The sequence below is a fragment of the Woeseia oceani genome (genome assembly GCF_001677435.1).
Lineage (GTDB): Bacteria > Pseudomonadota > Gammaproteobacteria > Steroidobacterales > Woeseiaceae > Woeseia > Woeseia oceani.
The window spans coordinates 313,437-339,505 of the sequence record NZ_CP016268.1; the positions used below are offsets into that span (position 1 = coordinate 313,437).

Sequence of the window (26,069 nt, forward strand, 5' to 3'; positions counted from 1 at the left end):
TCATCGGGATGGCATGGGCGACGTCCGCTTGTTATTCGCAGCCACAGAGCGCGAGACTGGAGATCCCGGATAGCGTTGCTGCAGATCAACGCCTCGTCACCGCAACGGACCTCATCGAAATGAGGAATATCGGCGACATGCGTGGAGGCGCGCTCAGTATGTCGCCGGACGGAAACTATGTTGCCTTCATGATGCATCGGGCGAATATCGCTGCGAATGACTACGACGTAGGCTGGTTCGTTGCACCAACTGACCGGCGTAGTACAGGCATATACGTCGAGGGCGCAGGTGACCCTACCCTGTACCGGCTAGGTCAGCCAGGCGGTCGAACAGTTGGTTCCTGGATATCAGAGTACGCCCAATGGTCGCCCGATAGTCGCGGCATCACCTACCGGAAGCGCGTCGACGGGGAAACACAGATCTGGTGGAGCAGCCGCGACGGATCGGAATCCCGGCAGCTTTCTCACAACGCGGCCGATGTCGTGGAATTCTTCTGGAGCGAGGACGGCACAAGCATTCTGTTTACAACCGATGCAGATCGGACCGAGTTTCGCGCAGCGGAGGAATCGCGGTTTCGGAACGGCCATGTTTACAACAGTGACAAGGAGTGGTCGACGATCGATGGGCAGCCACACTATCCGCGCTATCTGTTAACCGGGGGTGAGCCACGCTATTGGGCACTGAACATCGCAACGGAGTCTGAGCGGGCAGCAACTGACGCAGAACAAATCGAGTTCAGAAAATTACGGCAAGGCGCGCCGAATCCGGATTTTGCGCCAATAGCCAGAAAGTCCGCGTGGACAACAAATAGACGCGGAGTGGCGTGGGTGCAGGCGGACGACCCGGAAAGGCAAGGAATGAACCCGCCGCTGACGTTATACGCCGCCACCCTGCATGATGACCAGAAACCCATTCGCTGTGCGGCCAAGGAGTGCACGACCAGGCTGGAGTTGTTCTGGGGCAAGTCAAGATTCCTGAGCCATTGGTTGCACTGGAGTTCCGTCGATGACGAGGTCTACTTCGTCCGGCGAGACGGAACGGGTTACTCGACGCAGAGCCTCTATGGCTGGGACGTGAGAGAAAACCGTGTGCGCAGGATATACACAACACACGAGTGGATCTCCGACTGCTCGATCGCCCATGGCAAAGCCGTTTGCTTTAGTGAGACCGCGACTTCCCCAAGAACGATAGTTTCGATAGATCTGGATGACGGGTCCATCGAAACACTGCTGGACGCCAATCCCGAATTTCGCAATATCAAACTGGGCGACGCAGAGTTTCTTGAGTGGGACAGCGAACTTGGGATCGGGACGTTTGGCTACCTCGTCAAGCCACCCGATTATATTCCAGGTCGCCGCTATCCGCTTGTGTTTGTTGGCTACCGGGCAAGTACAGCATTACGCGGCGGAGTCGGCGATGAGTATCCCGTGCATTTGCTCGCCGCCAACGGCTTCGTCGTGCTCGTCTACGAAAAGACGAATCACTACGAGGCTGAACAGAAGTACAGCAATTCGTTGGATATTGGTCGGGCCAGATGGGGGGAGGATCTGTATGACGTTCGAGTACCGTTTTCGCTATTCGAGTCAGCCATTCAAATGCTGGATGAACGGGGCCTCATCGATCCGGCTCGCGTGGCAATTACTGGGCTGAGCGCAGGCACAAATCACGTAAACTACTCGTTGATCCACTCTGATCTGTTCGCTGCAGCGATAGCGAGCAGCGCTTCTTTCGGACCGAATAATGGCGTGTTGGGCGGCGTATCGGCGGAGTTCAGGAAGTATCGCGAGGCAATTGGGGCGGGACAATATCCGGGCCCGCGTGGAATCCTGCCGCCTCTTATGTCTCTTCAGCTCAATGCAGAACGCGTTAATGAACCGTTGCTCGTCAACGTCAGCGACGCCGAGCATCCCTGGGCGCTGGCTGAAGTCGCCGCGCTCGCGCGACACAACAAACCCGTCGAGATGGTCGTCCACCCGGACGAAGGGCACATCAAGTGGCATCCGGCGCACCGCTTCGCCATTTATGAACGAAACGTGGATTGGCTGAACTTTTGGTTGCGAGGTATTGAGGACCTGAGTCCGGCTAAGGCCGAACAGTATGTTCGTTGGCACCGCTTGCGCGATGCCCTGCCGGCAAATTGATTTGTAATCAGTAGGTCCCGAGTTCGATCCTTGGTGCCGGTACCATAAAATCAACGACTTAGCCCCGCCATCGTGTGGGGCTTTTTCGTATGTAGACACTTTAGATTGGCACATTAAGGTGCGACTTTCGATGCCGGGCCTACCTGCGGATGCCGGATCTCTCACGTCATTCCGCGCAAGTTGTATCGGGTCGCAGCCGCGCTCTGGCAGCGTCCGCATTACCTCGCTTAGCGGCCATCCAATTGGTATCTTGGTCAAAGATTGCAAATGACCGAATGTAGACATCATTAATGGCCGCATCTTGGCAATTCGTTCACGATGGAGTAAGACAAGGCTTTGCGTAAATGATCGATAACGAGCTAAAGGCAATTGACCAGGCGCTAAGGCCGCAACGGCTATTGCAAGAGCAGCTGGATCACATCTTTGAGCCGCAACGTCGACTGCAGGAACAGTTTGAAAAGGCCTTAGCAACTTACGGTACGGTTCAAGAGCAATTCGAACGCGCATTTGAGCCTCAGCGTCGACTTCAGAAACAGTTCGATAAGGCCCTTGCGCCTTACGGTACGGTTCGAGAGCAATTAGATCGCGCATTTGCGCCTCAACGTCGACTCCGGGAACAGCTGGATGGTGTTTTTGCGCCGTATCGTAGGATTCAAGAGGAATTTGAACGGTACTTTGGCCCGCTCGAGAGCTATCTAAATGAAAATTCGATAGCAGACATTGAAGTGGGCGATGACGGTTCTCTCGTAGTCTCCGGCGAAGCTGTAACGTCTGATGAAATCAATAGCGCGCTTGTCGATTTTCCGCGCGAGCATTCCGATCCTGAAGAGTTCTATGCACAGCTATTCCAGAAGCTACAGTCAGTTAGCGCGAGAGTAAGCCGCGCTATTGTTTTTCTACTTGTCACCTACATCTTGAGTGTTGCCGCCAATTTGACGACGCCCGTATATCAGGAGTGGTGGAAGGAGCTTTCAAGTATCGAGCCTAAGGCGGCCAAGAGGGAAATCATTAGTTCAGCTAAAGACCTCTATACTTCTGAGGAATTGGCAGGATATCGATTCGTGTACGCGACAACTCTGCACGTAAGAAAGTCGGGTAATCGAAACGCGGAAATAATTGACGAGCTCTATCTTGGTAGGGTGGTTCGAGTTATTGAAAAGTCGCGACGCTGGACGCTTATCGAGTACCACGATTCCGTTGCTGGTGAAAACAAGCAGGGCTGGGTTTTTACAAGATACCTAAGGACATTTCGATAGTGCGCCGCGACGCCGCTAAAACGCAAATGATCTCATGAATCCCGAATTTCAGGCAGATGTTTGGGCTCCGATTGTCGTAAGTGTTCTTGCGCTTGTATTCGCTGTGCTCGGATTCTGGTGGATGAATTGGCGACCTGGAAAACTAAACGTTGGAAATATTCGGCTTTTTGCGGCGGGGAAAGCGACCGAGGGAAGTGAATCACATAATGTCGTTATTGTAACTCTGCCGTTAATACTATGGAACTCAGGTGCGCGACCGCTTGTAGTAGATGACTTGCGGTTGGTTCCTGATCAAATACACAAGCTGCCAAATTTGCTATTCGAGGCTGTTGATGAACCGCTCACGACATCCATATTGGAACGCGAAGGAAAAATCGATCGCAACTATTTCTTCCTTCCACTAGCGCTGAGATCAAACGAGATTCGACAAGCAAATTGCGTCTTTGAAGCGCGAAATTGCCTCTATACTTTTGAAGATAGACAATACCGTCTTAAGTTAGAAGCAAGGCTTACTGGCAAGTCAAATTGGAACAAAATCAAGAGTATTGAGCTTGACTTTTCAAACCTCAACGACATCGAGATGTTGAACCTCAACGAAATGTACACGGTATTCCCTTACCGAGTTGAGAAGAGTGGATAAGACCTGCAAATCATCAAAGTGCGGCGGTTATTGGAATGAGTGACGCTCAAGAAAGGCCGGTTGTGTTCATTGACACCTCATATCTGCGCCAAAAGGCGAAGTCACAGGCGGCGGAATGGAACAAACTATTACGGCTGTCTCGCGACAGGCAAGTTGATCTGCATATTCCGCATATCGCGATTGAGGAATACAGAACTCAATGTCGTGATCACCTCGTTGCGAAGATCGAGAAATCCAAGGGTGCATTGCAGAAACTCGAGGGAGAATGGGTGTCGAATCCGGTGACGGAAAAACTAGGTGACCCTATAGAGTCAGATATCTTTCCAGATAGTAGTCGGATTGAGGATGAATCGGTTAGGACGATTGAGAGGTTGGTCAAAGACAATCGAATCAACATTCTTATGCCCGCAGAGTCGCACGGGGTAAGGGTTTGGAAAAAATACTTCTCTTGGACGTCGATATTCTGCGTAGCTGTTCCCAGAAATCGAGATGAGAGATCAGTACGCGATAGTAGAAGAAAGCAAATTCCCGACGCCTGGATCTACGAAGCCGCTGTTGACCTGGCAAATAACAATGAGCTGTTGCTTTGTCTTTGCACTGATGACGGATTGTCCGACAGATTGCAAGAGCATCAGATCAGTATATTTTCGAGTGCTGAGAGCGTTGTCAAAATCGTGGAGGGCGATGACACTAAGGTCGTTTTGACTGAGCAGACACCAGAAGAGGGCGAAGTTGCGGAACGGCACCCAGAAGAAATAGCCGAGAAGACGCCACTGACAGACCGGTTGTCCAAGATAGCCGAGAGCGAATGGCAAATTCAGCGACGAATTCTCGGTTACGCGCATTGGTTCGCGCCCATATCAAAGGAAAATCTAAGTGATCTACTACAAGAGAAGGGCCACGCGGCGCGCGAGATCGAAAACGCTGCACATAGGCTGGTGATCGCTGAGCTCCTTGAAGACAGCGGGACCCACTATTTGTTGAAGGACCTAATCATCGGGAAAGAAGCTGCCGGCGCGGTAATGGACGAGGTTATCGACAAGATAATTGCCGACTAGTTATGGAATTTGAACTCAAAAAGCGTGCATTAGAGCAACTGGTTCGTACAGAGGGTCCGACTGTCGAACAAGCACTTGAAAAGGAAAGTCGGAGGATTAAAAAAGCGTTGGAGAGTGAAACGCTCTTCGATACGCTCAAGGATCAACTGGATTTCCTTGCTGTCATTTCATTTCGTTTGGCTGCAGAGACGGTATTGGTACTTAAGGGCTTCTTAACTCGCATAGAGTCGTTAGAGACTACCCACAAGGACGTAATGGGGATGTCTGCGGAAAGAATTCAAATATATCAAACCAAAGAAAGCCTAATAGTCAAGGCACTCGAAATACTTGGCCAAATCCGGTACCACGAACCGGACGCAATATTTGCATTATTGCTTAAGTATTCCAATAACGACAACGACGAAATCTCGAATAAGGCAATAGACGAACTAGAGAGCCTCGCAGAATTCAATATTGATGTTTTTTATGCGAAGGATGATTGGCAAGGACTTGGAACTTACCCTCAACAGAGGGTAATCGAGAATACAAAAAAACTCAGCGTTCGAGATCAGAAAATCTACTTTTTTGCGCTTCTGAAGCTGTGCGAGAAGATTCTATCGCCAACCATGCAATCGACCTCATCAGACTACAAAACGTTTACGTGGACGACAAGTGCAGTACCAGGTATTGAGCCGATAATTCAAGTTCGAAACGACGCACTGGCCATCCTTTTCGATCTTTACGAACTAGGAGACGCAGTTCCGAATCGGATTGGAGTTGTAAACGCGACGTACAACGTCAGTCTCTTGCCAAACAATGCTCAGTACGGTGACGACACAGTTACCATGATCGACGAAAATACGTTGTCGGTACTGGAATTCTGGAAGTCGGTTCTTAAAACAGCTGAACTCGAAGTGCTCCAAAAGATAGAGCACCACTCATATTGGATTCATCGGCGCAAGTCAGAGGGCCCTGTACGCGCTGCAACTATTGAGATCAAGAACGAGCTCGACGGCAATAATGAGTATCAAATTTACAAAGCTCTGATTGGATATGAGGGTGTATTTGCGGAATGGCAAAAAGATGTAGGCCAAGAATCAGACGAAGACTTTCATCGGGAAATCAAGTCAGAAGACGAATACCGCGACGCAAAAGCTCGAGAATTTGCACTATCGATCGACGACGAGAATTATAAGGAATGGACGAACCGTATTGTTCGATACGCAACTGTGCAATCAGATGATCTTGCCACCTTCCCCGTATTTGGGAAGTTCTTGGAATATCTCGGAGAACTCTCACCGACTACAGCTTTGAGAATGGTCACTGACGAGAGTAACGCGCTTGAACGGTTTTTCGCGGCGATTTTTTGCGGTATTTGGAAGACAGATAAACGTGAGCCCGCGGAGGAACTATTGCAGACCTGGATAAGCGAGGGGAAATTCCTATATGTGATTGCGCGAATATTTGAATACAACAGCGATCCAGAAAACCCAATTGTTTCTCAGATATTCAAGAAAGCAACGGAGACAGAAGATAGTGCCGCGGTCGTAAGGATCATGGCGGTGGTCGCAGCAAACTACACGGCAGAGCGAAAGCACTTGGTTTCAGACCTTTTCGTTCCAGCGGTGTCGTGGCTTACTGAAAGGGAGGAGTTCCGATGGGTGTTCGATTTCTGGTATCGGAAGCAGATTCGAGAGCTTGTCCGAGGCATGGCCTCTCAAGGACATGCGGTGATTCTGGAGAACCTCCTAAACATGCCAGACATTGACTATCACGCCGAAGAGATTCTTTTGCCTATTGCAGAGTCAGAGCCACAAATGGTGCTGAAGTTTTTCGTATCGCGAATTGATCACCGGAAGAACAAGAAGGAGTTCGACCGATATAGCGCTGTACCATTCAGCTTCCAGAAACTCGCCGAACCGCTGTCGCGTCATCCGGATTTAGCCGTGGACGAATTGTATAGCACCTATGACGACAATTACGGAATGTTTGTATTTGAAGGCGGTAAGCTTCTTAAGATCATCTTTCCTCATTTCTCGTCTGAGCTAGAGAAAAAACTAATCGAATTTGTAAGTACAGGCAAAGAGCGACGTATTCGTTTTTGTATGGCTATATTGCGCAACTACGAGGGAGAGAGTTTCTTGCACAATATCTGCAAGGAGCTTGTCAAAGTACTTCCAACTGACAGCAGATTATTGACCGAAGTAGAGATCATTCTCGAGAGTACGGGGGTTGTATGGGGTGAGTTTGGCATTGCGAACGCTTACATGCGAAAAAGAGAAGAAGTCTCCGGGTGGACAAATGACTCGAATGAAAAAGTACGGCAATTTGCGAAGCGCTACACATCAAATCTCGAGAAAATGGAAGATGCCGAGCGGAAACGGGCAGCAGAAGATATTGAGTTGCGGAAGTTGAAATATGGATCGAATGATGAGGAATAGAATACCGTGGCACTTCCAAGGCTGGCGCGGGCCGAAGCCCGCGCCAGGGTAGTTAGGTGTAATAGTTGCGACCCGATCTGACAGTTATCGACTCTGACAGTCGTGCATGTGTCAGATCAGTTTAATTTACTGACTTTTGCCTCCCACAGTTCGCGCCCTTCGCGCAAAGTCTGCATCGGAGTTCTGCCGCAGCACATCTTACCCTGATGTGAGCGTTCGTTGTTGTAGTCATCGACCCAGGCGTCCAGATCTGCCTGCAGGTCTGCGAGTTCCGAGTACACTTTTTTGCGGAAAGCGATTTCGTAGAACTCCTCTTTCACCGTTCGGTGGAAGCGTTCGCAGATCCCGTTGGTTTGCGGACTGTAGGCCTTGGTCTTCGTATGCTCGATGTCGTTGACGGCCAGGAACAGCTGATAATCGTGACGCTCGGGACGGCCGCAGTACTCGGTGCTGCGGTCCGTCAGGATGCGGATCAGGTCGACGCCGTTTTCCTCGAGCATTGGCAGCACACGATCGTTGAGAAGATCCGCTGGCAAGCCCGAGATTTCTGGTCCACTCACGCCGTTAGTATTTCCGGTTGTTGATTCGTATTTTCTTCATTCCATCGCTGTAGGTAATGCTTCGGATTCATTCCGCCCAGCGATCCGTGCGGTCTGATCGTGTTGTATTCCTCAAGCCACTGGTTGATCACGACCCGTGCTTCAGTCATCGAGCCAAATAACCAACGATCCAGGCAGGTACTGCGAAAGATGGAGTTGAAGCTTTCGCAGTAGGCGTTCTGCCACGGACTGCCAGGATCGATGTAGTGCGTGTCGACGTGTTTTTCCTTGAGCCATGTCTGCACTGCCTTTGAAACCATTTCGGGGCCGTTGTCGCTGCGCAGACAGACCGGTCGTCCGTGTTCTTCGAACAGCTTTTCGAGAACCCGAATGACATCCGTTGCCGTCAGACTGCGACCAACCGTGATCTCAAATCCCTGCCGAGTATACTCGTCGACCACCGTCATGCACTTCAGTTGCCGCGCATCCTCCGTTTGATCAAAGACAAAGTCGTAGCTCCAGACGTGGTTCGGATACCGAGCCTGGTTCACCCACTGTGTCGTCATGCCAAGTACCTTGCGTTTCCGGCGCTTTTTAATGACCTGCAGCCCTTCTCGCCGTCGAATCAGCCGCACCGTCTCCCGGCTGATCGACCAGCTGCCCCGCATCAGGTCATAGATCTTGCGGTAGCCAAAATACGGGTAGCGTTCCGATAACCGGACCACTTCCTCGTAGGCCGCATCGACCAACTCCTGTTGGCCAACGTAGCGGTAGCTTGAGCGGTTCAGCTGTATCGCCTGACAGGCGCGTCGTTCGCTGATCTCGTACTGGTTGCGTAAGTACGTTACACAGCGACGTCGCTCTGCCAGGCTCACCACTTTCGGCTGTTGACGTCCTTCAACATCCGAATGTCCAGCGTCTGTTCCGCGACGACCTTCTTCAGCTCGGCATTCTCGCGTTCGAGTTCCTTCAGTCGCTTGGCCTCAGAAACAGCCATGCCGCCAAACTTCGACTTCCACCGGTAAAACGACTGCTCCGAGCAGTTGTGCTTGCGGCAGACATCGGCTACCGACAGCCCGGCCTCAGCTTCCTGCAAAATCCGGATGATCTGTTCTTCTGTAAATCGCTTGCCTTTCATTGGTGCCTCCTGGGTCGGGAAACACTAACATAGCAACTGGACCAATTATGACGGGGCTAGCCACCGCCGCCGTGATCGGCGTCTTGGTCGTATACAACTTGCAGGCCGCGACTTTGGCGTAGGTGTCCACGAACGTCTGCTGGTAGATGCGACCGATGCCTTTGATCGTGCCCACGTAGTACGTGTCCTGCGATCCCAGGTAGCCCGGATGCTCGGTCTCGATCTCGCCGTGGACCTCATCGGTGGCACGTTGCCGCTCCAGTGCGACGACCTGTACCTCGGTCAGTACGATACCCTCCTTGGCGACTTTCGCTTCCAGAGCCTTGAGCCGGAGCTTGCGGCTCTGCAGCGTGTGGCGGAGCCAGATGCTACGCACACCGCTGGGGGACACAAACACGCCCGCTTTCCGTAGCTCGTTACTGACGCAGACCTGGCCGTGCGCCGGGTACTCCAGGGCAAAATCCAGCACTGCCTGCTCGATCTGCGGCTCGACCCGGTTCTTCGGGTTGGGCTTGCGCCGGTTTTTTTCCAGCAACGCTTCGACGCCACCTTCATCCCGAGCGGACTGATAACGATAAAACGTGTCCCGAGACACGCCCATCATCTGGCAGGCTTTCGACACGTTCCCCAGCTCTTCGGCCAGGTTCAGCAATCCGATCTTGTTTCTTATGATCCTCTGTGTAGACTGATTCATGAGGGTTATCCTTATGGTTCTGTTTGAAAGTTCGCACTTCCATCAGAACCGATAACCCTCGCTTTGATCAAGCCAGGTGTCAGATCAAGTCGAAACTATTTCAGTTAGGAGCGCTTCTCGCCCGCGATTGCGCCTTTCGTTTCGCTCGCGGTCTTCAAGGCTTCTTCAATACCAATCAAGGTCGGAAACACCAACTCGATTTTGTCATATTGGTTTGGACGGAATGATTGACCAGATAGCGTATAAAGACCCTCGCCATATTTCGTATTTGTTTTTGGCACAGAGATTTCAACTAGACGCGGTCGACGCTCGCCCCGCAGAATCTCTGCTTCTTGAAACCTAACTCTAAATTCGATTCCGTCTTTCCTTACTGCTGTCCTCTCATGGACAGGCCCGTGTACATTGAGTATTAACATCAAATTCACCTATTCCTGATTACGTTTATGTCGGGCACACTTTGCCGGTCAAGTATCGGGGCAAAGTGCACCCTGTGATCTTGACGTGTCTTACAATCAACGTAATGGCTACTCAACTGACTCGGCCGGGACGCTCTTGAACGGCGCCCGACTGTTGGCCCCACCATAACAAAGAATATGAACCGCCAGACTGCAAGAGGATATCGTGCGTTCCTTGCTCAACTATCCGGCCTTCTTCAAGCACGACAATTTCATCCGCTCGTGTGACCACGGACAAACGATGGGCAATGATTATGGTTGTTGCGTTTTCCGTGGCGTCAACAAGGCTGCCGAGAACTTCGCGCCTGGTGTTGGAGTCTAATGCCGACGTGGCTTCGTCGAAGACGTAGATACCTGCTTTGCTGATGACGGCTCGCGCTATCGCGAGTCGTTGCTTTTCTCCACCGGACAGTCGAACTCCGCGTTCGCCGACCTTAGTCTGGTAGCCGTCCGGCAGCCCGAGAATGAAATCGTGAATGTTGGCGATCTTTGCGGCGGCGACGATGTCATCGTGATCGCATTCCGCTCTCGCGAAAGCTATGTTGAATGCAATAGAGTCATTGAACATGACGGGTTCTTGCGGAACTACGGCTATGTCCTTTCGCAGATAGGCAAGCGGAATGTCCGTGAGGTCCGTACCGCCAAGAAAGATCCTTCCGTTGTTGGGCTCGACCAAACGCAACAGCAGCCGGATTAGCGAGGACTTGCCGGAACCACTGGTGCCGACGACGGCCAGCGTCCCTCCGGGTGGCACGTGAAAACTCACGTCGCGCAGTATGGGCCGATCAGGGTCATAGCCGAACGAGACGTGATCGAACACCAACGCCTTTGGTCCGGAGCCTGATGCCGTGTTCTTCGTGATTCCGTAGGGTTCCGGCTCTTCTTGGAATAGTTCAGCCAGTTTGCCTACAAAAGCGATCCCCTGCGCAATATCTCTGAATGCGAAGCCGATTCGCTCAAGGGGCATGACCAGTTGAATAGCATAGGCGTTGACGAGGACGAAATCGCCAATGCTCATCGTGCCATTCACGACGGCGATGGTTCCGACAGACAAAGACATCCCGAGCGACAGGGTGAAGATGGCAGCGACGGTGAGTCCGTTTCGCATTTTCTGTTTGTAGACTTCTGCCCAACAACCCTCCGTATCGCGCAGGGCATCGCGAAATCGTCCACGGACTCTGGCCTCGCCGTTGAACATCTTGATGGTCTCGTAGTTCAGCAATGAGTCAGTGAAGACTGCGCCAGCGTTGACGTAGGAGCTTGATGCGGCTCCGGCCGGACCGCGGATACGCACCGCACCGATCCGGAAGGCCAGTGCGTACAGCATTACGGAAACGCAGAAAATAACGAGAAAACCGCTGTGCCCAAGGAATACCAGCACAACACCCATGCCGGCCGCCTCGACCATGATTGGGAGTACGCTATTGATGAGATGGAGCAAAATAACCCGGTAACCGATTAACCCATTGGACAGTATCCGATCCAGTGCACCGGTCTGACGCCTTAAGTGAAAACGTAGAGGCAGTGACAAGATATGCCGGAAGCATTCGTCGCTGAGGAGACGGTGTATGCGTTGCTCAGCTCTGCCCAGTGCCGCTGCGCGTAGTTCCGTGAACGATCTCGCCAGGTAGTGTGCCAGTGCATAAGCAAAGACTAAAACTATCGGCGCCACACCAATGTAGTCACCGTGCGGCTTACTGAGTGCATCGACCAGAGTTTTCAGCAGAACCGGCGAGAGTGCGGTGGTGATCGAACCACCGAGCATGAATATCATTGCGGCAACAGTGAATCGCTTTGCCTTACTGTCGGAGGTTGACCAAAGTCGGCGAATCGCATCCGATAGGACGGCCTTCGAAGTTCGCTGCGGCCCATCCAACTCCCCGGAATCCGACATCACCGTGTGGCCGGACGGTCATTGTTGGACCAGGACCTCGCCCAGATCTCGGCACGGAATGCGATGAGTACAGGGAACAACACATTGTGACTACGGATAAGAGAGCGCTCGGTCAAAGCGTCTTCGAGTGCGGGCTTGTTGAGGAGCCCCTGCGAAACCAAAACTCCTTCAAGCAGGAACTCACGAAGCACGGTGATATTCCTCACCAGCAGGCCAATGAAGTAGCCCGTTGTCGCGCCTTTTGTCGTTCGCCTGAGAATGCTCGATGGAACGAGGCCTTCGAATGCGTCCCGTACCAATGCGCGGTCGATACCACCATAGGTCAGGAGGTAGGAGGGAATCTGCAGGCAGAGTTCGATGATCGGCTGGGATATAAGTGGATGCACGATGTCCGCGCCGCAGTTGGGCATGTGGCGGAACACCTGGCTATCGATGACGTTGAAGATTTGTTCTTGTTTGCTGCCCGGCAGGTCCCGTGCAGCGTCGACCCATGGGTGGCGAATCTCATCAAAGTTGATTGCATCGAGGGCTTCGCGACTCACCAAAGGAGACCGTTTCACAATGTCGTAGGGGTTTGAGGGCTTTCGAAAGAGGCCGGACGAAACGGTTGTCGCCGCAACCGACCAGATTGGTTTGTTCGTGAATCGCGACGTGTCCGAGATAATGCGAAAGAGGTCGCCGTTAAGACCATGGCGCCGGATGTACTCTGCGGCAATATGGGTGTTTCTGCTGCGTTGAAAAAAATGGTCACCACCCTGGCCGGAGAATACGGCTTCAATTCCATGAGACTGAACCCGTTGCTTCTTGGCCGCATGAGTTTCAGGCAGGAAAACGCTGTGGGCTGGCGTTGCGACCTTGGCAGTCTCGAAGCAGTGATCAAGCGGCCGCTCGGACGGTGGAATCTGCGTCTCGATAAGTTCAACACCTGCCGCGTTCGCAGCCTCGCGCGCGAACAATCGTTCGTCACTCTCAGTATTGTTCGCAAAGTGATTCTCGCAAACGATGTGGACTGGGTCTTTGATGCGAGCGAGGCAGGCAAGAACGACCGCAGAGTCGAGTCCACCTGACAATTGGTGCAGTACGCTGCTGTAGCTCGATGCCCACGTACCGACACATTGTTCAATGACGCCGCGGAGCTGCTCTCTCGCGAATTGCCGATCCTCGACGAATGGCTTTCGGCAGAACGAATCCGGACGCCATAAATAGCTGGCAGTCATTCCTTCCGGGCCGATCTCGAGGCGTTCGCCGGCCTGCACCTGCCGTACACCTTCAAGGCCTGTCTCTGAGGTAACTAGGTGGTCAAACCAGAGATAGGCTGCAACGTGATCCCAGTTAATAGAGGCGTCGATGAGCTGTAGTGCAACGCAGTCGTCTACATGCGAGAAGATGACGTGAATACGGCCAAAGTCAGTTACGAAGCAAGGCAAGTGACCAGTAGGATCGCGCAGAACCCATACTCGCGGCCCATGGTCTTCTTTCAAGATCGCGACGTAACTTCCCCAAAACTGCTCGACCAGGCATTCGCCTTTCGTTGTTTGCAGATTCTCGGGAGAGGGGCGGTTGTCGGTTCCATCACGCCGGAAAATACTGCCGAGCACTGTGCCACAGCCGTGATTCTGTTCGTACACCTGCGATTTTCCGGTAGTGGTTGCTGAGTGAAATACCTGAAGGCCAGATGTGGCGAGACAACTGGACCAATCCGGGAATACCGTCCGGACACGGTGTGCGAGTGTGGTGGCGAGCGAGCTAGCCTCCGCAAGTTCGGGGTTCCACGCGAATGCAATGTACCGGAGCAATGCGCGGCCCATCGACTTTAAAACGCCATGATCGGCGTGAAGCGCCTGACGAAGTCGACAGTGTCATTCAGAACCATGTTCCCTTCCTGAACCCAGCAGTGCGCAGCGAATGGTTCGCCCGTGACACCGAAAACCCACTCCGGGAAGTGACGATAGTGCGCAAGAAATTCAATGAGCGCGAGTGAGTCGAACCGGCAAAGGTATTCCCTCACGTAATACGGGCGCAGTCGATGAAATACAGCTACGAGTTCCAACAATTTTTCTGGGTCATTGTGGTCTAAATCAGCTTGCCTGCTCTTGCGCCTGTGCACGCCTTCGATGATTCGTTGCAGTGACAGAAAGCGGTACTTCGCTGATGCAGAAAGAGCTGCTTTCAAAAACGCCATACAATGGCTCGCTTGAGGGCACCCGTTATTCTGCCGCAGGTCGAAGCTCTTCTTTGGAGCGGCAATCCGAACTGGAACTGATAACTTGCCGTCTGAGTTTCCATCGACCAGAAGCCCGGCTCCCTTGAGTGCAAGATCGATGCGCTTCACCTGCTCTTGATCGGAATCCGATGATCCCAACAGATCAAGAGAACGAATCTGCGGAAAAAGTCGTAGTGCAGTTTGTGTATTGCGAAGGTCCAGGCACTGATACCGATCATGGCGCACGTCTGAAAAGATGAGGCGCTCGTCGGCGAGACAGACGTAGGCGTGCTTGGCCAACTTGGCAGGTGATTCGGTCATGTGAGCTGATGATCCACAGGACGTGCGCGACCTCTTGGCCGCGCACGTCATTTGGACAGGAACTATTCCTAGCCCTCGTACAGCGGCTGCTCGGATTCGGCTACCTGGCCGATCGTTCCATTCGTCTTTTCCGAGATCGCACCCAGATCAATCAATACATCTTCGTTCATGACGTTCTCCTTACGCTTTGGTTGGTAGGGTCGCCACAACCTGATGTGGCGCATGCAAGTTAGTGCCGATGGTTCGGTGAATTCAAAAATATCTGTTTCCAAAGCGCGAACAGATTTATTCGGAGAGTAAGCCGCTGTTTTCTATCACCGATCAGCTGAGTCTCAACTCACCGCTGATCGCGTTGCTGCGCAAGTTCCAACAACGGGGACAGCAGCGCGATGCGTGTGTCGTGGTAGTCGTGAATTCCTCTTAGCAAGTCGTCGCACCGCCGTGCCAGCAGCAACTCACACAAGCGCACAAGCTCTTCCTGCACTTCCGGCAGTAAACGGCATTCGAGCGTGCGCGGGTAATGCAGCCGGTCGTTGGCGCGGCGGATGGCACAGACGATGTCGGCATTGGTGCCGAGTTTTGCGATGGCAAGAAACATCTCGCCGGTACAGGCCGCCAGCACGCGGTCATCGGTAAGGTGGCGTCGGTTCAGCCTGTGCAGGGCGGTGGCAATCGGCTCGAACACCGGTAAGGTGCGGCGCGTTTGCGTGTCGAGCCGTTCAAGCGTGTGCGTGAGCAACAGTCGCGTGATGTCGTAGTGCCCGCTGAGTCGCTGCCGGGTCAGTCGCAATGCTACGAAGCCTTTGCACGGTGCCTTGATTACCAGCTCTTCGGCGGCCAGCCGGTTCATGGCCTCGCGCACCGGGGTGGTACTGACGCCGAGCGACCGCGCAACGGGTTCGAGCAGTATTCTTTGTCCCTGCGGAAACTCGCAGGCGATAACGCGCGCCTTGACGGCAGCGTACACACGTTCAGAGCGTGCAAGGCTTGCTACCCGTGTGTCCATGCGCGACCCACAGACTATTGACGATGGAATAATTCTAAGGAAGCGGCATCATGGCCGGAACTGACAGAACAGACAGGGATGGTCAAATCGTCCGGCGCCGTGCGTGCGACATCGCGGTATCAGGGGACGCAATGCGACTATCCGATTTCATCGATGCGTCCAACCGGGCTGGTTCCACACAGCCGATACTCGCTTTGATGGAACATGCCGCCGCTGATCTCGGTTTTGATCGCTACGCGTACTGCGCGCTTACCCGACACCACCGTTACGAGGCCGGCGAGAATGCGGCACCGGCGGTCGCGCATAATTTTCCGGCCGCGTGGATCAATTACTATTTCGAGCGCGACTACCAGACCCGCGACCCCGTCGTATTACTGGCCCCGGAAATCGAACGCCCGTTTCTGTGGGACGCGCTGGACGGTGCGTACCGCCTGGACCGCGCCCAGCAGACCCTGATGCTCGAAGCGGATGACGCCGGTCTTAAAGACGGTGTCGGCGTGCCGCTGCACGGACCGCGCGGCAATGTTTGCCTGGCCACTTTTGCTGCCGGTGACGGCCACCCGCGTCCCGCCGCCGAACTGCCACGACTGGAACTCCTCGCCACTCAGTTTCATGCAGCCTACAGTGCCGTTGGCCGCGCCGGGAGCAACCGCCGCACTGCCGTGTTGTCCAGGCGCGAACGCGAATGCCTGCAGTGGGTCGCGGCCGGCAAGTCGTCGTGGGACATCGGCGTGATCCTCAACATCAGCGAACGCACGGTCAATTTTCATGTCCGGAACGCGCTTCGCAAACTCAATGCAAACACCCGCGTCCTCGCGGTGGTGAAGGCGATTCGTTACGGGCTTATCAGTCTTTAGCGGGAGTTTCTGTCAAGTATGCGATCGGCGTTACCAATGCGAACACCCGTACCCTCGCCGGTCGTGCAAGCGACCCGCTACAGCCGCATCAACAATGTGCAGGGACTCCCGTCAGGAACCGGTTCTGCAAACACGCTGTACATACCCACATCCTCGCGATCGTGGCTCCTGCGGCCACATCCGCCTTTAATGGACATTCCTGTCAGTTTTGACAGGTGTGCGCGTGCGACGTTCGTGGTTTATTTCCGGCTGTCTGGTTGCCGCCGGAGTCCGGAATTGACCGTGGTGTGCCTCAACTGGGAAACCGCCAGCCGGCATGGCGAGCGGTGGATCGATCATCATCGCTTGCGGCACCGGCTGTTTGTCGAGCGTCAGGGCTGGGACGTGCCGACCTACCGCGGCATGGAATACGACCAGTTTGACACCCCCGCCGCGCAGTACTTGCTGTGGCTCGACGAGCGGGGCCGGACCCGTGGCGCCGTGCGCCTGTTGCCGACCGTGCGACCGTACATGTTGCAGACGCTCTGGCCGGAGCTGATCAATGGCACGCCGCCCGCGACCGATGCGGTGTGGGAGGCCACGCGCTTCGGTTGCGACCGCACGCTCGATGCAAACAGGCGGCGTATTGCGGTAACCGAACTGCTGTGCGCGATGCAGGAGTTTGGCATGCGGCGCAATATCGACCGCTACCTCATCGTGATGTCCTTGCCATTGCTCAAGCGGGTTGTCGTGAACGCCGGTTGCGAGGTCACCGTGCTGGGACCGGAACGCATACTTGGCAAGCGGCCGGCGGCCGCCTCGTACCTGACGGTGTCGCGGGAAGTGCTGGCCGAGATGCACCGGCGCGCGCCGTTTACTCGTGTCCTGTCCGATTAGTTCACGTCGCAGCTTGTTCTGGCTAGTGACGAAGAGTCAGCGTGCGTAGATTATCCTCAAACTGCCTGATCACCGGTGAGTCACAGTCATGCTTACCAACGAGGTCAGCAAGTGCCGTGAGCGAGTTGATTGCGCCCTTGTGTTTTGTGTAACGAATAAAATCTGTTTCAATCCTTCCACCCAGATGGTCACACACCTTGTCGCACAACTCCTCCATATCCTGCCCGATCAGGTATGTATGACGGTAGACTTCACCCCCACCCAGACCTTCGTAAAACCCCTGATAGTCGTACATTTCATAGTAAGGATTGCGATGCGTAATTGTTTTCGTGATGAGGTTGTCCTTGCAGCCGGTTCCGTAGAGATCACCGTACTGAGCCAGGTAGGCATTGGCCAAAATCGGTAGCATGGAAAATGCTTTGTGAGCCTCACCAAGATCTTCCGCCAACGAAATGATTCCACCGAATTGTTGTTGAGCGGATTGATCCAGCGAGGCATCAAGTGCTTCTACCAGTTGTATATTGTTGTCCAGGATCGCTTGATAGTAGGTTCCGCCGGCGACGCTGCAAAACATGCCTTCGCACGTATCTTTACCTTTGCGCCAGCCGTTAACCTGGTCGAGATTGGCCATTCGGATGCGTGCTGCATGCGCCTCCGGCGTATCGGCTTGTGAAACCAGAAGCCCTCGATCGTGCTCCTTCCATTCATCGTAGGCGAGATCCGTAATGAGGGAGATGCGGTCATTGTCCGACACCGCAAAGTTCAGCCTGTGTGGATTGGCACGCTCATCGTCGATGCGCCCCTCCTTGGGTCGGAACTTGAACTGGATGACTTGCCGTGCGTGCTTCGCCGCATTCGGAAATTCGGGGCAGATTTTCTTTATCCCCGGAACCACGTTCTGTTCCAAAAAGGTCGAGTGATCGGGTGCCAGCAACGTGCGCCTTGCTGCCACATCGTCATACTCAGCTATCACTGATACATAGGCATGTTCGCACCATGCCGGGCCGCGCTGATCGAACCAGGACACCACTTTGACGCCGTCATTTACATACAACTCATACTCATTGATTTCGTTTCTTCTGTACTGTTCTTCTATCTGATTCTTGCTGCGGGGGTCGAGAGCGCTCAGCTGTTCTGGACTCATGTGGTATTGGGCGTCGTGGACAGTGTGTTTAACCACTTCCGATTGGCCGGCAGCCACTTTGAGCGTGACGCTGTCCCAGGGACGAGGTTTGTTGCTCTTGAGTGCCCCAAGCAGTTCACCTGGCGGCATATTGTCGGGCTTGCGATACATGGCGACGTTGACGTAGCCGATCGCCGGTTCGAACCCACAGGTTCGAATAATCGCCGGAACAACCTTCTCTGTCACCCAAACGTCTAACGGTTCGCCGATACGATCCCAACGCTCCTCATGCGGGACGTCATAGAACAGGTTTACGGGGAATGACCGGTTTGGAAAATTGTAATTCTCACACCATTCCTGGCTGGTTTCCCATGCCGCCGACAGGAGCCACAATCCTTCTTGCTGATGGATGAGCCTGTCGTTGTCCTGTGCAAACACATTCAGTGTTGCGATCATGCCGACTAAGCTAAGAATCCCACTCAGGGTGGCGCTGGTACGCCGCACGGCTGTTGTCTCGTGCACAGAAGTCTCCCGAACATTTTTTTATTAACCGTAAATTGGAAAAGCAAGCACGTACGATATTTCCTGCAATCCGCTTTGGCAAGAAACGCACTCGCCGTAAACGAGTATGAATAGACTTTCCCGAGTCGACTTGGCACTGAACTGAAGCACGAGTGCATCACAAAGCACTGGCAGCTGATGATCTATCTCTGCCCAATGTTGTGATATTGCTTGTGTTTGCGGAGCGATTGGCGTGGAAGAAAACAGACGGCAAAGGCGCGACCTAATCTGGACGGTCTGGTAGCTCAAATGTTCTCTGCCAAGATTAGTCAGGTTCGATGTAATTCAGTTTGACCAGGCGCAGGGTCATGGCCTGTTCGCTGACGGCGAACAGCGTGGCCAGGCGAAAGACGTCGATATCCGTAATGCCTTTTTTGGCATCGACGTGCTGGCGGATCAGCAGACCCGGCATGAGTAACGCCGCGGCAAAGGCGTTCGCTTCGATTTCCTCGCGCAGTTCGCCCTTGCTCGACCACTCGTTTCTGAAAAAGCGCCGGTCAACGAAGACCCGGTCACCGGTCACGTGTAACAGCATGTGGCCGATCTCGTGCGCGAGCGTAAACCGCTGGCGGTGCCGGTGGTGTGCGGCGTTGATGGCCACTTTCACATGGCCGTCTTCGATCAGCATCAGGCCCGATACGTCGCTGTCGAGTTCCTCGAAGTTGACTGACATACCGAGCGTGCGGGCGAGCGCCTCAACGTCGACCGGTGGTGACAGTGCGTCATGATCGCGGAGCAGTCGGGTCGCGCGTCGTTCGAATTGTTGTGTCATCGCTGTGCTTACCCTTTACGCCGCAGCTTTTCGAGCACGGGAGTCAGGCTGGGATCCACGCCCGTGTAGCGGATGCCGGCCGACCGCCGGCGCATCTCGCTGACGCTCGGCAGCAGGTCCGCGAGTTCCAGATTGTAATGCGCACACAGCTCGTAAATGTTGTGCAGGGAGGCGCGTTGTGCGCCAGATTCGATGTTGGCAATTGTGGAGCGATTCAGGTTAAGAACCTCGCCGAGTTCGGCTTGCGAGAGCCGGCTCTCGGTCTCGGCCGTACGTACGCTCTTGATTCGCTGGCGGATATTGTCGTTCAGCAATTTGGGGTTGATGTACATAGGTGCCTCCCGTACCCGGCAGCGTATTCTACACAGCGGGAGCCTTTTGTCCTAATTAAGGACATCGGGAAAATTGCATTGACCAATTCGGCCTCTTGTCGTATCTTATTGTTATCACTGCTAAAACTGTCCGAAATAAGGACAATTTCAGACATTCAGATTGCGCGGGCAGCGCATGCTTGCATGCAAAGTCCGGCCGGAGAGCAGCAACCATGAACCAGCAGTTCAACGCCGCGGCAGTTGCCTGTACCCGCCGCCCACTATCCGCAATCCACCACCTGCAGTGCGTTAGCCCCGCTGCCAAGTACGCCTCGCGACGACCCTCGTCGGTCATGTGGCTTGAAGAAGAGGGCGAGTTTTACGTGCCGGATTTTCTGTCCGATGGCGAACACAAAATAGACCCGGCGTTGTTCGCTGCCGCCGAAGAGCACGCCAGGTTCCTGCGCGAAGCCGAAGGCTACATCGATGAAGCAATGCACCTCGCGGATGTGCTGCGAGCCGCAATGGGCGACGCCGGCGACCGCCGCGCGATGCAGGTCGACACAGTCCTCGCCATAGTCCGCGAAAAACTGACCGAAGCGCATGCGCGCCTGGACGACTACGACAGCAAGCACCTGAACCTGTTCATCGCCTGCGCCAGCCAGCAGAAGAAATAAGGTCGCTTCCTTAACAACTATTCGTACAGGCGCCACTCTGGCATGTAGGACAGGCCAAGGTTGACGATGCGGGAAATCAGTTTGTCGTAGTTGATGCCTATCGATGCTGCTGACTCTGCCAGGTCCTCGCCTTGCGTGAGGTCCGGGTTCGCGTTGGCCTCGAGCAGGAAAACCTTGCCGTCTTCCCGCATACGTAGATCCAGGCGGGCGAAGCCGCACATGTGCAACGCGCGGTAAATGCGTTTTGCGAGCCGTGTCAGTTTGTCTTCATCCGCTTTCGATAAACCTGGCGCAGGCCCGGTTTGGATGCCGTGCTTTTTCTGGTACTTGCGGTCCCACTTGACTCTGCGCGTTGCGATACCGCCGCGCTTGCCGGCAAGTGTGCCGAAGTCCATTTCCCAAACCGGCAAGGTTGTCAGCCGCTTGTTGCCCAGTACGCCAACGTACAGTTCGCGCCCCTCGATGTATTCTTCCACCAGCGCATCGCTTTGCACTTTCTCATGAATATATGCCACGCGTTCGCGAAGGCTGTTCATGTCTTCGACGATGGACGCCTGTGATATGCCCAGCGATGCATCGTCGGTCGCCGATTTCACGAACAGCGGAAACTTCAGTTTGCCTTTTCTCGGCGTCCTGAACCGCGCCCCGTACGGAAAAAGGTGAAACGCCGGCGTTGCGATCCGGTGCGCGGCCAGTACCTGTTTCGTCAACACCTTGTCCCGCGACAGCAACAGGCCGCGCGGATTGCAGCCGGTATAACGCTGACGAATCATCTCCAGGTAGGCGACGACATACTGCTCGTAAGCCGGGATACCGTGAAATTCATCGAGCATGTTAAACACGACATGCGGCTGCCACTCACGCACCGTGTTGCGCAATTCCGCAAGGTGATCGAGGATGCCGACAATGCGGACGTCGTGGCCGAGGTTGTACAGCGTCGAGTAGACGTTGTACTCGCTGCGGAACACATCGATCTGCAACTCGCTGAGTCCGTCGATGTCTTTCGGTGGAATCAGGTCCTCATGCACCAACAGCAAGATGCGGTAGTGTTTCACAATGCATAGTTCTCCCTGTTGCGCCGCAGGATGTCCAGCACGATACGCTCATGCAGGCGCACGACGGGCCGCTTGGCGTCGCAGCGCGTGCTGCGCAGCACGAGGTCAAGCTGGCGTGTGCGTTGCCGGACCAGCCGGATGGCGTGATCGAGATAATAGGGATGCAGGCGGGCCCGCCGTTCCAGCAGTCGTCGCAGTTGCGGTTCGATCTCGCGTACGAAGCGGCTGGCCGCCGTCGCGCGTGGTCGCTTGGTGCGTGATATGAACACCCGCGATATCCAGCGATCGTAACGACGATCCTCGCCACCGTAGCGTTCTTGCTTCAGCCGGTAATGCTCACCCAGCGTATCGCCGACCTGGCGCAAGGGGTCGATGACTAACCGGTCACGATGCTTCGGCTTTTTTTCGGCGATCTCGGTCATCAGCGCATCGACGTACTCCAGCTTCCCGAGTGCCGGCCAACCGGCGTAGTCACGTCGCCAGCGTGCCTTCGGCTGCAGCCAGACCGCAAACGTCTCGGCAAAGTCCTCGGTCGGGTGGCTTTGCGCATACCAGTGGCCGAGGTGCAGCACGTGACGGTCGCTGCTCGGGCGCGGCGAATAGTCGTCGGGATAGGGTTGCGATGCGCGGCCGAACACGCGCCGAAAGCTGGCGAGCCGCCTGAGCCCGTAGGCAGTATCGATGGCATGCCCGGTTTCGTGGCGCAATATGCGCTGCCGCCATTTCCGGGCGCCCCCTTCAACCTCGCCCATCATGCGCCGCTCGAGCAGGCTTAATCGTGGATGGGCGAGATAGAACGGAATGGCTATGCCGGGAATGCCGTCCGGCGAAAACCACTCGGTCGAAAGCCAGGCGTGTGGCCTGAAGTTCAAGCCGCGGCGTTCGAGCTGTGCATTCAGCCGTTCGATGTCGAGTGTCAACGGGCTGTCTTTCAGAGTCAGTCCGAGGCTCCTGAAGCGCAGCGCCAGGAGTTGGTCGTCATCGTACTCCGCCCAGCGATACTCGCGTTGCTCAGTTGCCGGCCGTCTGCGCATGGAAGCCATGCGTCAGAGGATACCCGCAAACCCGGGCAAAAGGTGGCCGTAAACCGCCTGCCACCGCAGGCCTTACCGACTGACCGGCTTGCTGAGCGCAGGTGCAAGCTGTGCAATGCTCACGGCCGCGGTCAGCGCTTGCAGCGCCGCATAAGCGCTAACTTCACTGAACACCCGGCCGTTGTTGCCGGCGCGAACGTAACTAGGGCGACACGACCCGCAGCACGACCCGCCGGTTTTGCGCGCGGCCGGCGGCAGTGGCATTGTCGGCGACCGGTTCGGACTCGCCGTAGCCACGGACTGTCAGGTTGTTGGTCGCGCCGTTGGCGATGAGATAGCGACGAACCGTCTCAGCGCGTCGCTGCGACAGTTTCTGGTTGTACGCTTCCAGGCCCTGACTGTCGGTATGTCCAGCCACCTCTATCGCAAGGTCCGGCTTCATGCGCAGTGTTTCGACCGCAGCGTCAAGGGTGGCAGCGGCAGCAGGCAGGAGCTCATCCGAGTCGGTGACGAAGTTGACGAGCGGCAGTTCAATTTCCCTGCCCAGCTCGCAACCCGTTGCATCAACCCGTGTCCCGGGCACAGTGTCCGGACAAAGATCCGGACGGTTGTCGGGTCTTGGAAGATAACTATTACGCTGTCTGTGACTCGCCGGGCTTCCCGGTTGCTGCCAAAAGGCAGCGCCTTAGGACGAAGGTGCCAGCAGGCGCAAATTGGAGAGGCAATAAAGTATGGCTATCGCCGCTGTTGTTCTTTTTATCGTCACGATTATGATGCAACCGTTGCGACGTGCTGATCAATGACGCAGCGGGCCACCGAACAAGTTGTCGGTTCGACCATCGTTCCTCCAACACTTTTTATTGTATGTTCGTTCTTAACAGGCGGAATATACGTAGAGTCCGTTCCAGCGGAACCGGCTCAAAGATAAATTATCGTCAACAACCCCGACAACGTCGCCCACAGGATCAGCTGCAACGGCAGGCCGCCACGGAAAAAATCGCCAAAGCGGTAACCGCCGGCACTCATGACCAGCAAATTTGTCTGGTAGCCAATCGGGGTCAGGTAGCTCATGTTTGCGCCGAACAGAATCGCGAGCACGAATGGCAGCGGCGGCAGTCCGAGCTCGGTCGCGACGCTGACGGCGATCGGCGTGGCAATAACCGCGATCGCGTTGTTCGTAACAACTTCCGTTAGCAGTGCGGTCAGTAACAGGAGCACGCTAAGCACCAGCGGTGGCGGCAGGTCGGCCGCAATCTCGACGAACCCGTGTGCAATCCATGCTGCGGCACCCGTGCCGGACAGCGCGGTCCCAAGCGCGAGGCTGGCGGCGATCACCAGTGCAAGCCGCGTATCAATCGCGGAGATCGCCTCGCGCCAGGTCAGACAGCCCGTTGCCAGCATCAGCCCCACCCCGGCCAGGGCGCTGGCGACAATCGACAACAAGCCAACTGCTGCCAGCGCGACAACACCGGCCATAATGCCTATGGCCAACGGTGCCTTGGACACCCGCGGCATCGTTACCGATCGCGCCAGAATCAGCATCCGCGCCTCGCGCATCAGTGCCTCGATATCTTCCTCCGAACCCTGCATGAGCAACACGTCACCGGTACGCAGGTCCGGGTCCGTGAACGGTGCCATCGCTGCGGTTTTGCCGCGGCCGGGGCGGTGCCAGCCGACCGGTTGCAGGCTCCGCAAGGTGCCCGGTTGCAACTGGCTCAGGCGCTTGTTGTGCAACGCGGAATCCGGGGTGACGACGATTTCCACCAGCTGTTCTTCTTCGTCGGCCTCGATTTTCGCCTCCGACTTGCCGCCCGCATGTTCCAGCGCGGTGCCGATGCTTTCAGGCGATCCACGCAATTTGAGGCGATCACCGGGCTGCAGTGTCAAGGTCGGCAGGCGAACGACTTCGAGTCCGGCACCGCGCTCGATCTTGCTGATCCGAATATCCGTGCCCAGCATCGACATCACTTCGGACAACGTTTTGCCGTCGAGAGGACTGTCCGGGCTGATGGTCAGTACGGAATCAAAAATCCGCGGCTCGGCGTCCTCGAGCAGCGTCGGGCGTTGCGGCAACAGCCGGGGTAGCGCCAGCCAGAGGTAAATGATGCCGAACAATCCGGCTACGAAGGCAGGCAATGCGAAGTCAAACATGCCGAGCCGCGGCAGTCCCATGTCCGCGGCGATAGACACTACAAGCAGGTTGGTCGATGTCCCGATCGATGTGCTCATACCGCCGACGATCGTGGCAAAACCGACCGGCATCAACATTTTCGATGGCGGCAAGCCGATGCGATGTGCCACACCGACCAGCACCGGCAACAGCATGACGACGATCGGCGTGTTATTGGCGAAAGCGCTAACGAATGCCGCCACCAGCAGCGTTGCAAGCAATGCCAGTGAGCGGTTGTAAAGCCACAGGCGAGTCAGGAGTTTGCCGACTGGCCGCAATGCACCGCTGGCCTCGACACCTTTGGCAAGTATCAGCAACAGGCAGATGGTGATCAGGGCCTCGTTGCCAAAGCCGGCCAGAAAATCCGCACCGCGCACGGCATCCGCGCCGCCGGCCGGGTAAAGTTCGAACGTGAGCACCATGACAACAAGTATCGCGACACTCGCGTACTCCAGCCGCACACTTTCCCGCGACAGCAGAAACAGTGACCCGGCTGTCAGCAACATTGCCATGATGGCATGCGGTGTCAGTGTCATCGGCGAGTGCCTCCCGACTGCAGCGCGTGTGTCTCCACTGTACGCCATCCGACAGAAAGGGAGGGCAAAAAGGAGGCATTAAAGGAGCAGCGCCAGAGGCCGGGGCGGAAGGAGAAGTGGCTGTTCTTCTCCTTCCTTTGTTCCTGTTTCCTAGTTGAACAATGACTTAACCGGCTTTGCCTGCAGAGCCGCCTGGTAAGCCTTCAGGCTGGCCATCGCCACTAGTGCCGCAGACGGTCGTACTCATGTGACAAGCGGGCCTGCCTGTTCTGCGGGCTGCCTGTGGTGAGACGTAAGCATCTTCGCTTCAAATCAGTGGACTTTAGTTTCTA

Annotated in this window: 21 protein-coding genes, 1 tRNA gene and 3 pseudogenes; 9 read left to right on the plus strand and 16 right to left on the minus strand. The window is 55.2% G+C overall.

From position 1 onward, the window contains the following. Positions 1–8 precede the first annotated feature (8 nt). The 6 genes and pseudogenes from BA177_RS19125 to BA177_RS01465 form a co-directional block, all read left to right on the plus strand. Positions 9–2,048: pseudogene (locus tag BA177_RS19125) on the plus strand (Atxe2 family lasso peptide isopeptidase); the annotation flags it as partial. Positions 2,049–2,087: 39 nt separating this feature from the next. Continuing rightward, positions 2,088–2,186, plus strand: a tRNA-Thr gene (locus tag BA177_RS18490). Positions 2,187–2,485: 299 nt separating this feature from the next. Then, the gene (locus tag BA177_RS01450) at positions 2,486–3,397 is read left to right on the plus strand and encodes an SH3 domain-containing protein (RefSeq protein WP_068612102.1); all 912 of its coding nucleotides are present in this window, start codon (positions 2,486–2,488) and stop codon (positions 3,395–3,397) included. Positions 3,398–3,431: 34 nt separating this feature from the next. Continuing rightward, a complete protein-coding gene (locus BA177_RS01455; RefSeq protein ID WP_068612104.1) occupies positions 3,432–4,037 on the plus strand; it encodes a hypothetical protein in 606 nt (201 codons plus the stop codon). Between the two features lie 35 nt (positions 4,038–4,072). Then, a complete protein-coding gene (locus tag BA177_RS01460) occupies positions 4,073–5,095 on the plus strand; it encodes a PIN domain-containing protein (RefSeq protein WP_068612106.1) in 1,023 nt (340 codons plus the stop codon). A 2-nt stretch (positions 5,096–5,097) separates the two neighbouring features. Further along, positions 5,098–7,515 (plus strand): hypothetical protein, encoded by a 2,418-nt coding sequence (locus BA177_RS01465; RefSeq protein ID WP_068612108.1) that lies wholly within the window; start codon positions 5,098–5,100, stop codon positions 7,513–7,515. A gap of 116 nt (positions 7,516–7,631) precedes the next feature. On the opposite strand, the pseudogene BA177_RS01470 reads toward BA177_RS01465, so the two are convergent. The 9 genes and pseudogenes from BA177_RS01470 to BA177_RS01510 all read right to left on the minus strand — a co-directional run. After that, positions 7,632–8,045, minus strand: a pseudogene (locus BA177_RS01470) (integrase core domain-containing protein); the annotation flags it as partial. A gap of 26 nt (positions 8,046–8,071) precedes the next feature. Then, entirely contained in the window at positions 8,072–8,929 is an 858-nt protein-coding gene (locus BA177_RS01475) for an IS3 family transposase (protein ID WP_068612111.1), read from the minus strand. Continuing rightward, positions 8,926–9,192 (minus strand): transposase, encoded by a 267-nt coding sequence (locus tag BA177_RS01480; protein ID WP_068612112.1) that lies wholly within the window; start codon positions 9,190–9,192, stop codon positions 8,926–8,928. The genes BA177_RS01475 and BA177_RS01480 overlap by 4 nt, the downstream gene beginning before the upstream one ends. Positions 9,193–9,256: 64 nt before the next feature. Then, positions 9,257–9,886 (minus strand): annotated as a pseudogene (locus tag BA177_RS01485) (helix-turn-helix domain-containing protein); the annotation flags it as partial. Positions 9,887–9,990: 104 nt separating this feature from the next. Then, positions 9,991–10,302, minus strand: coding sequence for a single-stranded DNA-binding protein (locus BA177_RS01490; protein ID WP_068612114.1), 312 nt, complete (start codon positions 10,300–10,302; stop codon positions 9,991–9,993). Between the two features lie 112 nt (positions 10,303–10,414). Next, positions 10,415–12,115, minus strand: coding sequence for an ATP-binding cassette domain-containing protein (locus tag BA177_RS01495; protein WP_197493268.1), 1,701 nt, complete (start codon positions 12,113–12,115; stop codon positions 10,415–10,417). A 119-nt stretch (positions 12,116–12,234) separates the two neighbouring features. After that, positions 12,235–13,863, minus strand: coding sequence for an asparagine synthase-related protein (locus BA177_RS01500; protein WP_068612116.1), 1,629 nt, complete (start codon positions 13,861–13,863; stop codon positions 12,235–12,237). 185 nt (positions 13,864–14,048) lie between these two features. Further along, positions 14,049–14,759, minus strand: coding sequence for a lasso peptide biosynthesis B2 protein (locus BA177_RS01505; RefSeq protein ID WP_068612118.1), 711 nt, complete (start codon positions 14,757–14,759; stop codon positions 14,049–14,051). A 337-nt stretch (positions 14,760–15,096) separates the two neighbouring features. After that, positions 15,097–15,765 (minus strand): GntR family transcriptional regulator, encoded by a 669-nt coding sequence (locus tag BA177_RS01510; protein ID WP_068612121.1) that lies wholly within the window; start codon positions 15,763–15,765, stop codon positions 15,097–15,099. Between the two features lie 131 nt (positions 15,766–15,896). Between BA177_RS01510 and BA177_RS01515 the strand changes: the two genes are divergently transcribed. Then, the gene (locus BA177_RS01515) at positions 15,897–16,622 is read left to right on the plus strand and encodes a helix-turn-helix transcriptional regulator (RefSeq protein WP_068618708.1); all 726 of its coding nucleotides are present in this window, start codon (positions 15,897–15,899) and stop codon (positions 16,620–16,622) included. 36 nt (positions 16,623–16,658) lie between these two features. Further along, positions 16,659–17,498 carry an acyl-homoserine-lactone synthase gene (locus tag BA177_RS01520; RefSeq protein ID WP_197493269.1) on the plus strand — a complete coding sequence of 280 codons (840 nt, stop codon included), beginning with the start codon at positions 16,659–16,661 and terminating at the stop codon, positions 17,496–17,498. A gap of 22 nt (positions 17,499–17,520) precedes the next feature. On the opposite strand, the gene BA177_RS01525 is transcribed toward BA177_RS01520, so the two are convergent. From BA177_RS01525 to BA177_RS01535, 3 genes are all read right to left on the minus strand, one after another. Beyond that, a complete protein-coding gene (locus BA177_RS01525) occupies positions 17,521–19,143 on the minus strand; it encodes a hypothetical protein (protein ID WP_156762649.1) in 1,623 nt (540 codons plus the stop codon). Between the two features lie 304 nt (positions 19,144–19,447). Continuing rightward, positions 19,448–19,954, minus strand: coding sequence for an ImmA/IrrE family metallo-endopeptidase (locus BA177_RS01530; protein WP_068612128.1), 507 nt, complete (start codon positions 19,952–19,954; stop codon positions 19,448–19,450). Between the two features lie 8 nt (positions 19,955–19,962). Then, positions 19,963–20,286: a helix-turn-helix transcriptional regulator gene (locus BA177_RS01535; protein ID WP_068612130.1), complete on the minus strand. Its 324-nt coding sequence runs from the start codon at positions 20,284–20,286 to the stop codon at positions 19,963–19,965. Positions 20,287–20,498: 212 nt separating this feature from the next. Here BA177_RS01535 and BA177_RS01540 point away from each other — a divergent pair, with 212 nt between their 5' ends. Next, positions 20,499–20,942, plus strand: coding sequence for a hypothetical protein (locus tag BA177_RS01540; RefSeq protein ID WP_156762650.1), 444 nt, complete (start codon positions 20,499–20,501; stop codon positions 20,940–20,942). A gap of 17 nt (positions 20,943–20,959) precedes the next feature. Here BA177_RS01540 and BA177_RS01545 read toward each other — a convergent pair whose 3' ends face one another. The 4 genes from BA177_RS01545 to BA177_RS01560 all read right to left on the minus strand — a co-directional run bounded on the left by BA177_RS01545 (position 20,960) and on the right by BA177_RS01560 (position 25,737). After that, the gene (locus tag BA177_RS01545) at positions 20,960–21,997 is read right to left on the minus strand and encodes a D-alanine--D-alanine ligase family protein (protein WP_068612134.1); all 1,038 of its coding nucleotides are present in this window, start codon (positions 21,995–21,997) and stop codon (positions 20,960–20,962) included. After that, the gene (locus tag BA177_RS01550; RefSeq protein ID WP_068618711.1) at positions 21,994–23,031 is read right to left on the minus strand and encodes a putative zinc-binding metallopeptidase; all 1,038 of its coding nucleotides are present in this window, start codon (positions 23,029–23,031) and stop codon (positions 21,994–21,996) included. The genes BA177_RS01545 and BA177_RS01550 overlap by 4 nt, the downstream gene beginning before the upstream one ends. Positions 23,032–23,233: 202 nt before the next feature. Further along, positions 23,234–23,614 (minus strand): OmpA family protein, encoded by a 381-nt coding sequence (locus BA177_RS01555; RefSeq protein ID WP_068612136.1) that lies wholly within the window; start codon positions 23,612–23,614, stop codon positions 23,234–23,236. Between the two features lie 335 nt (positions 23,615–23,949). Then, positions 23,950–25,737, minus strand: coding sequence for an SLC13 family permease (locus BA177_RS01560; protein ID WP_068612138.1), 1,788 nt, complete (start codon positions 25,735–25,737; stop codon positions 23,950–23,952). Between the last annotated feature and the right edge of the window lie 332 nt (positions 25,738–26,069).